This window comes from Chryseobacterium culicis, assembly GCF_900108365.1.
Classification (GTDB): domain Bacteria; phylum Bacteroidota; class Bacteroidia; order Flavobacteriales; family Weeksellaceae; genus Chryseobacterium; species Chryseobacterium culicis.
Window position 1 is genome coordinate 565,107 of the sequence record NZ_FNWQ01000002.1, and the last position, 14,482, is coordinate 579,588.

General features: G+C 37.0%; 16 protein-coding genes. 9 read left to right on the top strand and 7 right to left on the bottom strand.

Going from position 1 to position 14,482, the window contains the following annotated elements; all coding sequences use genetic code 11:
• The first annotated feature begins 10 nt into the window (after window positions 1-10).
• Window positions 11-958, top strand: coding sequence for a glycerophosphodiester phosphodiesterase family protein (locus BLW74_RS08830; protein WP_089691851.1), 948 nt, complete (start codon window positions 11-13; stop codon window positions 956-958).
• Window positions 959-1,057: 99 nt separating this feature from the next.
• Here BLW74_RS08830 and BLW74_RS08835 read toward each other — a convergent pair whose 3' ends face one another.
• From BLW74_RS08835 to aroB, 5 genes are all read right to left on the bottom strand, one after another.
• On the bottom strand, window positions 1,058-1,777 hold the full coding sequence (locus BLW74_RS08835; protein ID WP_167358401.1) for a porin family protein: 720 nt from the start codon (window positions 1,775-1,777) through the stop codon (window positions 1,058-1,060).
• 363 nt (window positions 1,778-2,140) lie between these two features.
• A complete protein-coding gene (locus BLW74_RS08840) occupies window positions 2,141-2,848 on the bottom strand; it encodes a porin family protein (protein WP_089691857.1) in 708 nt (235 codons plus the stop codon).
• 452 nt (window positions 2,849-3,300) lie between these two features.
• The gene (locus tag BLW74_RS08845; RefSeq protein ID WP_089691860.1) at window positions 3,301-3,888 is read right to left on the bottom strand and encodes a porin family protein; all 588 of its coding nucleotides are present in this window, start codon (window positions 3,886-3,888) and stop codon (window positions 3,301-3,303) included.
• A 201-nt stretch (window positions 3,889-4,089) separates the two neighbouring features.
• On the bottom strand, window positions 4,090-4,737 hold the full coding sequence (locus BLW74_RS08850) for a porin family protein (RefSeq protein WP_089691863.1): 648 nt from the start codon (window positions 4,735-4,737) through the stop codon (window positions 4,090-4,092).
• 270 nt (window positions 4,738-5,007) lie between these two features.
• On the bottom strand, window positions 5,008-6,057 hold the full coding sequence (aroB, locus tag BLW74_RS08855) for a 3-dehydroquinate synthase (protein WP_089691866.1): 1,050 nt from the start codon (window positions 6,055-6,057) through the stop codon (window positions 5,008-5,010).
• A 101-nt stretch (window positions 6,058-6,158) separates the two neighbouring features.
• Between aroB and BLW74_RS08860 the strand changes: the two genes are divergently transcribed.
• Entirely contained in the window at window positions 6,159-7,337 is a 1,179-nt protein-coding gene (locus BLW74_RS08860) for a pseudouridine synthase (protein WP_089691869.1), read from the top strand.
• 167 nt (window positions 7,338-7,504) lie between these two features.
• Here BLW74_RS08860 and pncA read toward each other — a convergent pair whose 3' ends face one another.
• Window positions 7,505-8,110: a bifunctional nicotinamidase/pyrazinamidase gene (pncA, locus tag BLW74_RS08865; RefSeq protein WP_089691872.1), complete on the bottom strand. Its 606-nt coding sequence runs from the start codon at window positions 8,108-8,110 to the stop codon at window positions 7,505-7,507.
• 215 nt (window positions 8,111-8,325) lie between these two features.
• Between pncA and BLW74_RS08870 the strand changes: the two genes are divergently transcribed.
• The 5 genes from BLW74_RS08870 (at window position 8,326) to BLW74_RS08890 (ending at window position 11,648) form a co-directional block, all read left to right on the top strand.
• A complete protein-coding gene (locus BLW74_RS08870) occupies window positions 8,326-9,468 on the top strand; it encodes a DEAD/DEAH box helicase (RefSeq protein WP_089691875.1) in 1,143 nt (380 codons plus the stop codon).
• A gap of 218 nt (window positions 9,469-9,686) precedes the next feature.
• Entirely contained in the window at window positions 9,687-10,223 is a 537-nt protein-coding gene (locus tag BLW74_RS08875; RefSeq protein WP_089691879.1) for a YfiT family bacillithiol transferase, read from the top strand.
• Window positions 10,217-10,678 (top strand): DUF1569 domain-containing protein, encoded by a 462-nt coding sequence (locus tag BLW74_RS08880; RefSeq protein ID WP_228424838.1) that lies wholly within the window; start codon window positions 10,217-10,219, stop codon window positions 10,676-10,678. Before BLW74_RS08875 ends, BLW74_RS08880 begins: the two co-directional genes overlap by 7 nt.
• Window positions 10,675-11,055: a bacillithiol system redox-active protein YtxJ gene (gene ytxJ, locus BLW74_RS08885; RefSeq protein ID WP_089691882.1), complete on the top strand. Its 381-nt coding sequence runs from the start codon at window positions 10,675-10,677 to the stop codon at window positions 11,053-11,055. The genes BLW74_RS08880 and ytxJ overlap by 4 nt, the downstream gene beginning before the upstream one ends.
• Entirely contained in the window at window positions 11,052-11,648 is a 597-nt protein-coding gene (locus BLW74_RS08890) for a Crp/Fnr family transcriptional regulator (RefSeq protein ID WP_089691886.1), read from the top strand. Before ytxJ ends, BLW74_RS08890 begins: the two co-directional genes overlap by 4 nt.
• A 95-nt stretch (window positions 11,649-11,743) precedes the next feature.
• On the opposite strand, the gene BLW74_RS08895 is transcribed toward BLW74_RS08890, so the two are convergent.
• Window positions 11,744-13,165: an aminotransferase-like domain-containing protein gene (locus tag BLW74_RS08895; protein WP_089691889.1), complete on the bottom strand. Its 1,422-nt coding sequence runs from the start codon at window positions 13,163-13,165 to the stop codon at window positions 11,744-11,746.
• Window positions 13,166-13,262: 97 nt separating this feature from the next.
• Between BLW74_RS08895 and BLW74_RS08900 the strand changes: the two genes are divergently transcribed.
• Together BLW74_RS08900 and BLW74_RS08905 are read left to right on the top strand one after the other, a co-directional pair.
• A complete protein-coding gene (locus BLW74_RS08900) occupies window positions 13,263-14,147 on the top strand; it encodes a DMT family transporter (RefSeq protein WP_089691891.1) in 885 nt (294 codons plus the stop codon).
• Between the two features lie 87 nt (window positions 14,148-14,234).
• A complete protein-coding gene (locus tag BLW74_RS08905) occupies window positions 14,235-14,468 on the top strand; it encodes a hypothetical protein (protein WP_139265717.1) in 234 nt (77 codons plus the stop codon).
• Window positions 14,469-14,482 lie beyond the last annotated feature (14 nt).

Genomic DNA, 14,482 nt, shown 5'->3' on the forward strand with positions numbered 1-14,482 from the left:
ACTTCAGGATATGAGACACGTATTTTTTACAGGTATATTGATGGTTTTCGCCCAGCTTTATTCTTCACAGGCTTTCGATAACGAGGCGCACAGGGGAGGAAAATCTCTTTATCCTGAAAATACCATCCCGGCCATGAAAAATGCGCTGAAAATGAACGTTACCACCCTGGAAATGGATCTTGCTGTAACGAAAGACAAAAAAGTTATTCTTTCCCATAATGCCTTTCTTTCACCGGAACTCGTTACAAAGCCGGACGGAACCTATATTCCCAAAGACTCAGGTTTTTATTATAAAATCTACGAGATGCCTTACACAAAGATTAAAACCTTTGATGTAGGGATAAAAAAATTAAATAACTATCCTGATCAAAAGAAAATAAAGGTCCAGAAACCCCTCTTTTCAGATGTGATAGATGCATGTGAAGCTTACGCCCGCGAATTGAAAAGACCTTTGCCTTTTTACAACATAGAAACCAAAACCCGCCCTTTCTCTGACAACATATTCCATCCGGAACCTAAAGAGTTTGTAGACCTGATGATGACAATTATTGTGGAAAAAAAGATTCAGGACAGAGTGATTATCCAGTCCTTTGATCCGAGAACTCTGGAAATCCTTCACAGAGAGTACCCTAAAATCATGACAGCCTTACTGGTAGAAAAAGTAGATGATAAAAAAATGGCTCAGCAGCAGGCTTATTTTAAAAACATTCCTGCAGAAAAATTCAGAATGTATCCCAATCATCTGAATGGTGTGGCAGGAGACATGAAATTTCTAAGTTTTATCCCAACCATTTACAGTCCTGAACATAATCTCGTGACACCTGGGTTAGTAAAAGAATGCCACGCGTTAGGCATGAAAGTAATCCCCTGGACTGTAAATACCAAAGAAAGGCTTCAAGAACTAAAACAGATGGGAATAGATGGTGTGATCAGCGATGATCCGAGAATATTTGAATAACCGTATGATAGGACTTAAATAAATAACCGGAAGAAATTCTTCCGGCTATTTTATGCGTGCAAGGTTAATGCACTTCGGTTAAAAAATTGGTTCTTCTGATTAGAATTTATAATTCAGTCCTAACTGAAATACTCGGTTGTTGTTTTCAGCCGCAGGTCTGCTTTTGTCAATTTTTGTCAAACTGTTTACATATCTTGCGCTGATCCCAATGTTCGAAGTAATATCATATCCTAAACCAAGACCTAATCCAAAGTTGAATCTGTTGATCTGATCTTTGTCGATATCTTCAGTATTTGAACTGGTAGTAGTTGTAGTAACTCCTCCCGTAGTAGTGGCTACACTCGTTTCTCCTTTAGTTTTTCCATTGATGAAATAACTGAATTCAGGTCCTGCTTCGATATAAAAATTATCAACAGGTCTCATCTGAACCATTAACGGAACTGAAATGTAATTCATTTTCACTCTGCCTTCTACTTTGGTCTTTACATTTGTTACTCCATTATCAGTCTCTGTAGAAGAGATTACATCTTTAGCACCCATCTGGTTGTATAATACCTCAGGTTGTAAGCTGAACTGTTTTGAAAGTGGAATATTAACAAATGCACCTGCATGGAAACCTAATTGCTGGCTGTTGATACCAAACTTCTGCTCACTGAAATAAGCTGAGTTTCCCCCTGCCTTAATCCCGAATCTAACGGGTTGAACATCTTTTTTTAGAGGTGATGCATTTACTGTTTTTGTCTCTGTCTTTGTTTCTGTTTCCTGAGCGAAAGCTAACGTACCAGCAGTTAATGCTAATCCTAAAAATAACTTCTTCATAATTTTATTTTTTAATTTTACTATTTGTGTGTCGGATAATTTCTCTGTCAGACTCCAATTATTTTGCAAATTGCTTGCCAAAGTCGAAAAACGCTTATTTAAAAGGCTTTGCAGATGGTTTTCCTGATGGTTATTTTTGATGTTTTTCCCGTTTTGATGAATAAATAAAGTGCCATACTCTATATTTTATACAAAAAATTCAATACTAAAAAAATATCATTACGAATCATTGAAATGCTAAAAAAAGAAAAAAATAAACCAATTTTAACCAAAAAAGAGACTGTTCTGAGCTTTTATAGGCAACTCAATAAAAAATGCCGGACTTTTTAAAGCCCGGCATCCCTGTGAAAATAATAAATATCTCTATTTAAATTGATAAGCCACTCCAATTTGAAGGGCATTATTTCTTATTTTATTTTCGTAAAGATTGTCCTTAAAAAGATCCGTGATCCCTGCGCTGAATCTTGCGGTCACTCCAAAATTCTGAGTAAAATAATATCCTGCTCCAATACCAATCCCTACATTAAACCTGTTGTAAAGCTCCATGGGAATTTTATTCGAAAAGCTTTCGTTACGAATGGTTACAGAACCGCCGAATGTATCTTCGGTTTTTAGATCTCCTTCCGATTTTCCGCCCAGTAAATATCCAAATTCAGGACCCGCTTCCACATAAAGCTTAGGAAGAATATTATACTGAACCATTACAGGAAGAACAAGATAATTCAGATTGGTTTTATAACTGAATTCCCGCTTTACCAGATAACCGTCTGACAGAGAAGCGTAGGTATATTGTTGTTCTGTTTTGGATCCCATCTGGCTAAAAAGAAGCTCAGGCTGTATACTGAATTTTTCTGCAACGGGAATAGTAACAAATACCCCAACATGAGAACCCAGTTTTATTTTTTCATTATTGTCACCGTAATCGCTGTTGCTATTGCTGAAAGTTGATGCATTGAATCCTGCTTTTACCCCAAATGTAACAGGAGATTTTGAAGCGGTATTCTGCTCTTTTTTCTGAGCATTCATAAAAAGTGATCCGGCTAATGCCAATCCTAGAACAATGTTTTTCATGGTTAAAGTTTAAAATTTTCTTTTTTGCAGCAAAACATCTGCCACAAAGGTAAGAAGTGATAACAATCATACTGAAAGCGAAAAAGTCAGGCTTAAACTAATAAACCTGACTTCTTCTATTGAAATCAAAATGTATCTAATTATGGAGCAAAACTTTACGTATTTGCTTTGCACTTTACAATGTCACACAACTTAATGCAGTTCCCGTTAAAAGTTTAAAATGGTAATAGTTAGATGTTCAGTATTGAAATTTAGATGAGCTTTCATCTGAATTGATACCAATTTCATTGTAAAAACAGAAACCATAAACTGGAAATTTCCGTAGTAAAGTACAATCATTACACTGTACGCAAATTTCTTGCCAAAAAGATTTATACAATAAAAAAAGCCGGATTATATTTAATCCGGCTTCGTATTGCTTAGAAAAGGGCTCTTCAAAAGCTCCTTTGTTCTTAGAATTTGTAAGCTAAACCTAACTGGAATACTCCGTTTTTAGCTTTATCTTCAGATAAATCGGGTCTATTTTTGGCAACATCTGTTAAACCTGCAACGTATCTTGCCGTAATTCCAATATTCTGAGTGAAGTAGTATCCTGCACCTAGACCAATTCCAAAGTCAAAAGTTTTGAAAATGTCTTTAGCATCTGCCGAATTTGAGTTGTTCTTGAATTTTGAATTTACGAGAAAACTAAACTGTGGTCCTGCTTCCAAGTATAGGTTTGGCAAAGCATTATATTGAAGCATAAAAGGGATTGAAATATAATCCAGATTGACCTTCGTATCACTATTAGCCTTAAATTTTGCACCCATTCCGCTGTATAATACTTCCGGTTGTACAGAGAAATCCTGTGCTACTGGAATGTTGGCAAAAACACCACCATAAAATCCAGCTTTTGAATTCAAGTCACTGTTAGAAATATTTGAGATATTAAGACCTGCTTTCAATCCAAATCTAACTGGAGAAGATGAAGCAGTAGAAGTCTTCTGAGCGAAAGTGAAAGTACCTGCTACTAAAGCAAGACCTAAAATTAACTTTTTCATAAGTTTTTATTTTAATAGTTTTTAAGTTTTATTTAACATTTCATTACGTAACAAAATGTATGCCAAAATTTAAAACCTTTGCTAACCCTTTATATTTCACCTCTTTTTGGATGTTAATTTTTTTAACATAAAAAAAAGATCAGACAAAAAATTGCCTGATCTTTTCTATTGAATATAAAATTTGTTAGTGAATGTGTCAGCTTATCTGAATTTAAAAGCTAAACCTACCTGGAATACATTGTTTCTTACAGCGTCACCAGAATTGTTTTTGTAAATATCAGTAAGACCTGCAGTATATCTTGCAGTAAGTCCTAAGCTAGGCGTAAAATAATATCCTGCACCAATACCGATACCAAAGTTAAACGTCTGGAAATCGTCCTTATTAAGACTTGAAATCTGTGTGCTGTTGCTGTTGTTAGTTGAGCTTTTCAGTTTATCATTAGCGCTTACAAGGAATCCAAACTCCGGACCTGCTTCAAGGAAAAACTCTGGAGTTGCATTATACTGGAACATTACAGGTACTGCAACGTAACCTAGATTTCTTGAATATTCACTTTTATAATTGTTTCCAAGAACGGTATATTCTCTGGTTACTTTTGAACCTAAGTCGTTATAAATAACCTCAGGCTGTACACTGAAAGAACTTGCCAAAGGAATATTAGCAAAAACTCCTGCGTTAAAACCGATTTTTGACTTAGAATCACTTAAATCGGCACCATTAGATAATGAAGATACGTTCATTCCACCTTTTACCCCGAACGTTACCGGATTAGTAGGTGTGCTTCCTGTTTGTTGAGCGAATGCGAATGTTCCTGCAGTTAACGCTAATCCTAAAATTAACTTTTTCATAACTTTAATTTTTTAATTTTACTCTTTCTAATTTTAAATTTTACTACTGTTCAGCATTTTCAGTTGAACGCAGAGTATCTTTCAAATTGCTTGCCAAAAATATTTTTTATGAGTAAAATCAATAAAAAATCACTTAGTGTTTAAGTGATTTTTTAAATAATATACTGATTATTAAATTGTTGTGGTTTTAAATAAACATTTGTTTAGATAGGGTCTAAATTGACAATTTTGTTAAAAACTCTATGTAAAGCAGATTTATCTTTCTGAAAATTATTTAGCATCATTCAATTTTCTGTAAAAAGCTAATGATTCAAGGATATTTTCCTGACTGCACTGATGGTCATAAGTACAGGAACCGATTCCGGAAAGCAGAGAGAAGTTGATTTTGCTGTCTGTATTCTTTTTATCATTTAATAATAATGCTGTGATATCTTCATCTTTAAAATCACTGATATCAAGATAAGGATAGTATCTCTGAATATTTTCAACGATAGTTTTTGCATCTTCTTCAGAAATAAGATTTTCAAGATAAGCCAGATGAGCTTCTGTAATCATTCCCATGGCAACAGCTTCCCCGTGAAGAATAGGATTTTCCTGCTGCAGGCATAAGCTTTCTACGGCGTGGCCAATGGTATGCCCGAAATTCAGTGTTTTTCTGATGTTCTGCTCATGAAAATCCTGATCTACAACAAGCTGCTTAATATTCATCGAAGTCTGTATATGCGGAATAACGGTTTCCACCTCCAGCTTACGGATCTGGATCAGCTGATCCCAATGATTTTTATCCGCAATTAAACCATGTTTCAGCATTTCTGCAAAGCCGCTTCTTAATTCTTTAAAAGGGAGTGTTTCTAAGAATTTCGGGAAAATAAAAATCTGTTCCGGAAAGGCAAAAGTTCCCACCATATTTTTATAATGCATAAGGTCAATACCTGTTTTTCCTCCTATAGATGCATCACACATGGACAAAAGGGTAGTAGGAATGTTGATAAACTGTATTCCTCTTTTGTAGGTAGATGCTACAAATCCTCCCATATCAGTAATTACACCGCCGCCAAGATTGATAACCAGTGCTTTTCTGTCTGCCTGCATTTCCGTAAGAATTTCCCAAAGCTGATTGGCTGTCTGGATATTTTTCATTTCTTCCCCGGCTTCAATCTCTAAAATTTCAAAGCCAAGATCTGTTTCCATGTTGCCTAAAAGAACAGGCAGACAGTATTCATGTGTATTTTCATCTACAAGGATGAAGATTTTGCTGAAATTTTTTCCGTGAAGAAACGTATTGAGTTGAGAAAAATTATCGTTTAATATTGTTATCATCTTCTATTGTATGTAAAGTTAAAATGTAAACTATATTGCAAAGTTATGATTCTTAATTTTTAACTCGTAACTAAATTACTATCTTTGCAGAAATTTTTAGAATGAGCAGAGATAATAATAATTCAGACAGACCAAAGAGACCAAGAATTTCAACCAAGAAAAGTTCTGATGATTCTCGTGCTTCCAGATCTGGAAATTCTTCAGGATCAAAGCCTTTTAAGAAACCGTTTGCTAAAGACGGAGGAAGAAAAGGGGCAGAACATCAGGGATCCAACTCAAGATTTGAAAAGAAACCTTTCAAAAGAAATACAGACAGCTTCGAAAATTCCAGTGACGATTTCGGGTCAAAATCTGAAAAAAAGCCATACATCACGAACAAGAGTGAGAGCTATGAGAAAAAATCTTTCGGAAAACCTAAGAGAGGCGGAAAAAATTTCGATACAAGAGATAAGTATGAAAGAGGCAGCCTTAAATACGGAAGAAGACCTTCTGGCGGAGATGAAAGAGACGACAGAGCAAAATCTTTTGTACAGAAAAGAAGGTTAAATAAAATTGACAAAGATGTCCATAAAGACACGATCCGTCTTAATAAGTATATTGCCAATTCAGGAATCTGCAGCAGGAGAGAAGCAGATGACCTTATCACGCAGGGACTGGTAGAAGTGAACGGAAAAGTAGTTAACGAAATGGGATATCAGGTACAGAAAACGGACAGGGTAGTCTTTGACGGACAAAGCATTACTCCGGAAAAACCTGTATATGTACTTTTGAATAAGCCCAAAGGTTATATTTCTACGACAAAAGACGATAAAGCAAGAAAAACTGTAATGGACCTTGTAGCGAATGCTTCTCCTTACAGACTTTTCCCGGTTGGAAGACTGGATCGTTCTACAACAGGAGTTATTTTATTGACCAATGACGGTCACATGACAAAAAAACTGACACATCCATCTTTTGATGCCAAGAAGATTTATCATGTAACACTTGATAAAAAGCTTACTGGTGAAGATCTGCGTCTTATTGCTGAGGGAATTCGTCTTGATGAAGGTTTAGCCGTTGTAGATCAGATTTCTTACATTGAAGGAAAGCCTAAAAACGAAATCGGAATTGAAATCCACATCGGATGGAACCGTGTTATCAGAAGAATTTTCCAAAGATTAGGATATGAAGTAGAAGCTTTAGACAGGGTAATGTTTGCCGGGTTAACGAAGAAGAATATCAAGAGAGGGCATTGGAGAATCCTTACCGAACTGGAAGTAAACAACCTTAAAATGCTTTAGAACAGTGATGGGCAAAAATTGTGAATGACATATTCAGAATTAGAGCTTACATTATTCTTTCAAAAAGTATTATTCAGGATAAAGAACAAAAAGCGCAGAAATATATTCTGCGCTTTTCTATTGTCGTAAGGAATGAACTTAAGCTTCATAGCCCATCATAAAAAGAACTAGCCCAACACGGTTACTCCTTTTTCAATCATGTCGTAGATTGCATCTCTGGCGTTGTCGGGTTTTACATTAACAGCGCGTGTTCCATTGAAATGAAGACACGTTACATATCCGCTTGCCACAGCGTCCTGCGCCGTAAATTTCACACAATAGTCTAATGCTAAACCTACAATTTCAACCAATTGAATATCATGGTACTTCAGGAAATCGTCCAGCCCTGTTTTCATAAAGTGATTGTTATCCTGAAAGCCGCTATAGCTGTCTATTTCGATATTTTTACCTTTTTGTACAATATGGGTTACTTTGTCTCTGTTCAGATCCTTGTGAAATTCGGCCCCGAAAGTTCCCTGAATACAGTGGTCCGGCCACATAAACTGAGGAACACCATTTAAAATAATACTTTCTCCTACCTTTCTGCCATTACTGCTTGCAAAGCTCTTATGGCCCGCCGGGTGCCAGTCTTGTGTAAGAACAATCTGATCATATTCATTTTCTTCCATCAAAAGGTTGATGTAGGGAATAATTTCGCTGGCTCCAGGGACTGCAAGTGCTCCGCCTTCACAAAAATCATTCTGTACATCGACTATTATTAACGCTTTTTTCATATTTTGAATTCTCGAATTTTTGATAAATTTACAAAACTAATTGGCAAAAATTTGTCCAAAACCGAATTATCGGACAAATAGGCAATGTAATTTTCTGATCCTTGTAAAAATAAGTAGACTACAATTTAAAATTATTGGATTTTGCCCGAATCATATGGTGTTGTGAAGTATAAACCAAATATCAATAACGTATCTTTGCAGCAAATAAGTATTTTATGTCATTTGAGTCTTTAGGATTATCACACAATATTATTCGTTCTGTTAATAAGTTGGGTTATTTAAAGCCTTTTCCCATCCAGGAGCAGGCTGTTCCCGTTATTTTACAGGGGAAAGATCTGATGGGAATTGCACAGACAGGTTCCGGGAAAACGGCTTGTTTTGTGATGCCGATTTTAGAAAAACTGCAGAATGCAGAAGTTAAGAAAGACCGTAATGTTCAGGTTTTAATATTGGTTCCTACGCGTGAGCTTGCGATTCAGATTGATGAAGTTTGCAGGGCTTTCACAGGAAATCTGAAAAGAGAAGTGCGTACAATGGCCGTATATGGTGGAGTTTCTATCAATCCACAGATGAAAGGCATGTTTGGCGTTGAAGTTTTGATTGCAACACCTGGACGTTTGCTGGACTTAATTGACCACAACGCATTAAGCATTTCAGGAATTAAACATCTGGTGATTGATGAAGCCGATAAAATGTTCCAGCTCGGATTTGGTGAAGAAATGAATAAGCTTTTTGCTATGATGCCTGCTGCCAAACAGACGATCTTGTTTTCAGCGACTCTTAATGAAAAAGTTGATGAAATGAAAGAACGGCTTTCCATTAATCCTACAGTGATTGAAATTAAGAAAGAAGAAGTTGAAATTGATCATATTGAACAGCTGGCCTACCACGTTTCCCCGGAAAATAAAGGACCTTTTTTAAGATATCTGATTAAAGAAAAGAAGGTTGAGAAAGCACTGGTTTTTGTTTCCTCTACAAGATCTGCGGATAACCTGGTCGAGAAGCTTAAAAAGAATAAAATAAAGGCTGTAGCTATTCACAGTCAAAAGTCGCAGGGAGCGAGAAGGAATAATCTCGAAGAATTTAAAGTGAACGGTGCCCAGATTCTGGTGGCTACCGACTTAATCGGCCGGGGAATTCATATAGAGTCCCTGCCATGTGTAATCAATTATGAATTACCGCGTTCCCCGCTGGACTATATCCACCGTATCGGGAGAACAGGACGTGCTCATGAAAAAGGGACAGCAATCAGTATTCTGACAGATGACGAATTGCAGCATTTCCGCGTAATTCAAAAGAAAATGGGCAGAAAAGTGACTTTGCAAAGAACAGAGGGTATTGATTTACATGGTTATTAGTATCTGATTATCAATAATAAAAGGTTTCAGTTTTATAGCATTGAAACCTTTTTTAATGAATAAACGGTACCACAGAAATTATTATCGGTATAATTAATGCTTTATTCACCTAAGATTCTTGAATTTTTGGTAAATTCGCACACGCTGATATCGTCAATTATTCTGATAGATCAGGACCGGACAAATCGGCAGCAATTAAAAATTAAAACCTTTGAATAATGAGTGAATTAGATAAAAAAAAGTTTCCGATAGGCCCGTTTGAAACTCCGGAAAACATTTGTGATACCACGTTGGATAGCTATATCAAAGTAATCAGAGATTTTCCCGGCAGACTAAAAAATCTCATTGAACATTTTACGGACGATCAGCTGGATACGCCTTACAGAGAAGGGGGATGGACGGTGAGACAGCTTGTAAACCACCTTTCTGACAGTCACATGAACAGTTTTATCCAATTCAAGCTTGCTCTTACAGAAGATAATCCTACTATAAAGCCTTACGATGAAGCCAGGTGGGCTGAGCTTCAGGACAGTTTTCATATGCCGGTAAAACCCGCAATGAGAATTCTGAAAGGTACACACCAAAGATGGGTAGTACTTCTTAAAAGCCTTACCAATAAGCAGTTTGAAAGAACGTTCCATCATCCTGAACACAATAAGAACTATAATTTAAGAGAAAGTCTTGCCTTATACGTTTGGCATTGTAATCATCATTTTGCTCATATTGAAAATCTGAAGATTGTAAAAGGTTGGTAAGGAAAAGTCTTCATAATCCTATATATTACCAGGAAATTATTGAAAGGATTTCCCTTTTATCTGAAAATTCAGTGGCAAAATGGGGGAAAATGAACGTATGTCAAATGCTAAAGCATTGTGACCTAGTTCTTCAGGTGGCTTTGGGAAAGCTTGAGCTTCCCGCTATTAATGTCATGTTTGAGGCTATTGGAATTTTAACTAAAATAGAAATGTATATTTTCAATAATGGAATTCCCAGAAATATGCCTACTTTTCAAAAACTAATCATTAATTTTGAGTGTGATTTTGATGTTTCAAAAACCAATCTGCTGAAAACGCTGGAGGAATTCCGGGAAGCTTGTGAAAACAATAAATTTCCGGACCGTCACAGGTTATTCGGTAAAATGACTGAAAAAGACTGGACATTTTTAGAATATAAACATCTTGATCATCATCTAAAACAATTTAATGTATGAGTTTTTTTGATAAAATATTCGGTGGAAAAAACGAAACCCCGGAACAGAAAACGTTCTGGAAAAAGATAGAATCTGAAGAAGATCTTGCCCAGGCAATAGAGGATTCTTTTCAGAATAAAATAGCAATATTCAAGCATTCAACAAGCTGTTTTATCAGCAGAACAGTCCTGAAGAACTTTGAAAAAGAAGTTGAAAATTCTGATCAGGAAGTGCATGTGTACTATCTTGATCTATTAGCCCACAGGCCTGTTTCTAATAAAATAGCGGCAGATTTTGAGATCAGGCACGAAAGTCCGCAGCTTATTGTAATAGAAAACGGAAAGCCTGTCAACAATGCTTCGCATCAGGATATTTCTTTAAGCCAGATTGTATCATGAAGAATATAAATAATTATTTAGCCAAGGTCTTGAATGTTCCGCTTCAAAATGTGAACACCTGCAGTCTCCATTATGAAGTAAAGAAAATTCCTAAAAACCAGTTTCTCCTTCAATATGGGGAAATATGCCGGCATATTTTCTTCGTAGAGAAAGGACTGATAAAGATGTATTCTATTGATAAAAACGGGAAAGAGCATATTATACAGTTCGCGCCTGAAAGCTGGCTGATTTCCGACCGAAGCAGTCTTTATTTTAATGAAAAATCCATTTATTATATAGAAGCAGTGGAAGATTCAGAAGTTCTGTTTCTGCATCCGGATTTCTTTAATAAGCTGGTAGAGCAGTTCCCGAACAGTATTGAAAGAAGTGATTTTCTCCTTCAGAAACATATCAGAAGCCTTCAGAACAGAATCAATTCTTTACTGGGAGAAACCGCAGAAGAGAGGTACATGAAATTCATTAAAATGTATCCGGATCTGCTTCTAAGGGTTCCCCAGTGGATGATCGCTTCCTATCTGGGAATTACGCCTGAAAGCTTAAGCCGCGTAAGAAAAGAGCTGGCGAGAAAAAATTTCGTTCCGGACAATAAATAAAAGGCTGGAAGAGGGAAGTGTGAGGTCTTATGAACAGATTGACAAAGATTAGTCTGAAGACTATAATAACTTCCATCTTCCAGCCTCCTTCTTCTTTACATTAAATAAATCTTTTTGGCAAGCTGCCCAATCTGTCTCAGCTTTGCCTGAGTATTTTCGTTCCACGGAAGTCCTATACAAAGTCTCATGCAGTTTTCAAACTGCTCCTGAAAAGTAAACATTCTTCCGGGAGCAATGCTTATATTTTGTTTGATGGCAAGATCATATAATTCTGTAGTTCTTATTTTTCTGTCAAATTCTACCCATAAGGAAAGACCTCCCTGCGGCCTGCTGGTTTTTGTTCCTTCAGGAAAAGATTCTGCGATGGTCTGAACATAATTCTGATAATTGAACTGTAAAGTTCTGCGGAGCTGCTGAAGATGTTTTTCGTATTTCCCTGACTTCAGAAAGTTGGCAACAGCTTCGTTAACAATCGAAATGGAGGAAGTGGAATGCAGAAGTTTTAGCTTGAGGATTTTTTCTTTATATTTTCCAGGTGCAATCCAGCCTACACGATACCCGGGAGCCAGTGTTTTTGAAATAGAGCTGCAATAGAGAACGCTTCCGTCTTTATCGAAAGATTTACAGCATTTTGGACGGCTAGAGCCAAAATAAAGATCTCCGTAGACGTCATCTTCGATAAGCGGAATATTATTCTCAGAAAGTATTTTTACAATTTCTTTTTTATTTTCATCAGGCATACAGCTTCCTAAAGGCGAATTGAAGTTGGGAATGAGCAGACAGATATTGATTTTCGGAATAACTTTTTTTAGCGCTTCAATTTCAATTCCTGTCGTAGGGTGGGTAGGAAGTTCCAGTACTTTTAAGCCTAATCCGTTCGCAAGCTGCAGAATGCCCGGGTAGCAGGGACTTTCAATCGCTATGGTATCTCCCGGCTTTCCTAAGGCCATTAAACAGAAAGAAAGTGCATTCATGCCGCCGTTGGTAGTTATCAGATCATTTTCACTCAGGTTGCCTCCCCATTGCAGAGAACGTATGGCAATCATTCTTCTGAGCTTGAGATTCCCCTGAAGTTCCTCATATTCTGTCCCTCCTTCTTTTAATTCCCTTATAGCATTTACAATTTCTTTTTTCAGTTTAGCCTGCGGTAAGAGATCTCCCGACGGAATACCTATTGAGAAAAAGGTGAGATCCTTTTTACCCATATTTTCATATACTTTACTGATAAGCTCATCCGGTTCATCATTATTGGCAATAAGTGACGGACGGCTTACTTCAGGCAGGGGAAGCTTTGCAGACAGCAGCTGGCTCACAAAATAACCGGACTGCGGTTTAGACTCTATTAAAGACTGGGATTCCAGTTCAAGAAAAACCCGTTTGGCTGTATTCATGCTCACCTGATGTTCATGGCAGAGCATTCGAACTGAAGGAAGCCTGTCTCCAGCCTTCAGAATGCCATTTCTGATCTGTCCTGCGATTCCGTCTGCAATTTCTGTATATAAAAATTCTTTGCTCATATCTTTAAACTGTGCTCATGCAAATATACAAAACTGATACTGTGTTTATCTAAATATCCTTTCTAATTTTGAACCATTAATTAAAAAGCTTGAATAAATGATGACAAAAGAAATAACAAAAGATGAAAATATAAGCGGATGGATCAATGGTTTTATTGGCGTAGTTCTGTTCAGTGGCGGATTGCCGGCAACAAAATTAGCCGTAATGGAAATGAGCCCCACTTTTGTAACAATAGTTCGTGCAGCGGTTGCAGGACTATTGGCCCTGATCGTATTGTGGCTGGGTAAAGAAAAACGTCCTGTAAAAAAAGATCTGATACCATTACTATTGGTTTCTCTCGGCTGTGTGGTTGGTTTTCCGCTTCTTTCTGCATTAGCGCTGCAATATCTTACTTCGGCTCATTCTATTGTATTTCTGGGAATGCTTCCTTTGGCTACAGCTATTTTTGGTGTTTTCCGTGGAGGAGAGAGACCCCATCCTGTATTTTGGATTTTTTCTATAGTGGGAAGTCTGCTTGTAATCGGTTATGCTGTTTCACAGGGAATATCAGCATCTCCTATTGGCGATATCCTGATGCTTCTTGCTGTTATTTTGTGTGGGATGGGGTATGCAGAAGGGGCAAAGCTGTCAAAAACATTAGGAGGCTGGCAGGTGATTTCGTGGGCTCTGGTGCTGGCATTACCGATTATGATTCCTTTATTTTTTATCTACTTTCCTGAAAATATTGAAAATGTTAGCTTTCAGGGATGGTTTGGGCTGGCATATATTTCTCTTTTCAGCATGTTTATTGGCTTTATATTTTGGTATAAGGGACTAGCGCAGGGAGGTATTGCTACCGTAGGACAGCTGCAGCTGCTTCAGCCATTTTTTGGTCTCGCATTGGCGGCCTGGCTTCTTCATGAGCAGGTAAGCGTTGGAATGGTGGGGGTAACGGTAGGGGTCATTTTGTGCGTGGCAGGAACGAAGAGATTTGCGAAATAATTAAAAATAAATCGTTATGATTTAAGTCATAAGAAAAGGGTCGCATAATAGTCTACTTTTGAAACATCACCACAAAAATTTATGATTATGAAATTCATCATCCCAACTTTGCTAATAGGAATTATTGTTCTGAGTTGCAAAAAAGAACCCAAAACAGAAGAGCCTTTAGCTACGGACAGCATTACAGCTGATACTATGGCAGCAGATACCGTTTCCTCTGTTACGCCGCTTCCTTCCGATACATTACGTACAGATACAGTTTCCTCGAAAAACAATATGGATACTGTAAATAGCCCTAAAAATAAAACAATACAAAAATAGCAGTCTTTTCTGTT

Coding starts and splice junctions, on each gene's coding strand:
- BLW74_RS08830 (WP_089691851.1), top strand. CDS start 11: ATGAGACACGTATTTTTTACAGGTATATTGATGGTTTTCGCCCAGCTT.
- BLW74_RS08835 (WP_167358401.1), bottom strand. CDS start 1,777: ATGAAGAAGTTATTTTTAGGATTAGCATTAACTGCTGGTACGTTAGCT.
- BLW74_RS08840 (WP_089691857.1), bottom strand. CDS start 2,848: ATGAAAAACATTGTTCTAGGATTGGCATTAGCCGGATCACTTTTTATG.
- BLW74_RS08845 (WP_089691860.1), bottom strand. CDS start 3,888: ATGAAAAAGTTAATTTTAGGTCTTGCTTTAGTAGCAGGTACTTTCACT.
- BLW74_RS08850 (WP_089691863.1), bottom strand. CDS start 4,737: ATGAAAAAGTTAATTTTAGGATTAGCGTTAACTGCAGGAACATTCGCA.
- aroB (WP_089691866.1), bottom strand. CDS start 6,057: ATGATAACAATATTAAACGATAATTTTTCTCAACTCAATACGTTTCTT.
- BLW74_RS08860 (WP_089691869.1), top strand. CDS start 6,159: ATGAGCAGAGATAATAATAATTCAGACAGACCAAAGAGACCAAGAATT.
- pncA (WP_089691872.1), bottom strand. CDS start 8,110: ATGAAAAAAGCGTTAATAATAGTCGATGTACAGAATGATTTTTGTGAA.
- BLW74_RS08870 (WP_089691875.1), top strand. CDS start 8,326: ATGTCATTTGAGTCTTTAGGATTATCACACAATATTATTCGTTCTGTT.
- BLW74_RS08875 (WP_089691879.1), top strand. CDS start 9,687: ATGAGTGAATTAGATAAAAAAAAGTTTCCGATAGGCCCGTTTGAAACT.
- ytxJ (WP_089691882.1), top strand. CDS start 10,675: ATGAGTTTTTTTGATAAAATATTCGGTGGAAAAAACGAAACCCCGGAA.
- BLW74_RS08890 (WP_089691886.1), top strand. CDS start 11,052: ATGAAGAATATAAATAATTATTTAGCCAAGGTCTTGAATGTTCCGCTT.
- BLW74_RS08895 (WP_089691889.1), bottom strand. CDS start 13,165: ATGAGCAAAGAATTTTTATATACAGAAATTGCAGACGGAATCGCAGGA.
- BLW74_RS08900 (WP_089691891.1), top strand. CDS start 13,263: ATGATGACAAAAGAAATAACAAAAGATGAAAATATAAGCGGATGGATC.
- BLW74_RS08905 (WP_139265717.1), top strand. CDS start 14,235: ATGAAATTCATCATCCCAACTTTGCTAATAGGAATTATTGTTCTGAGT.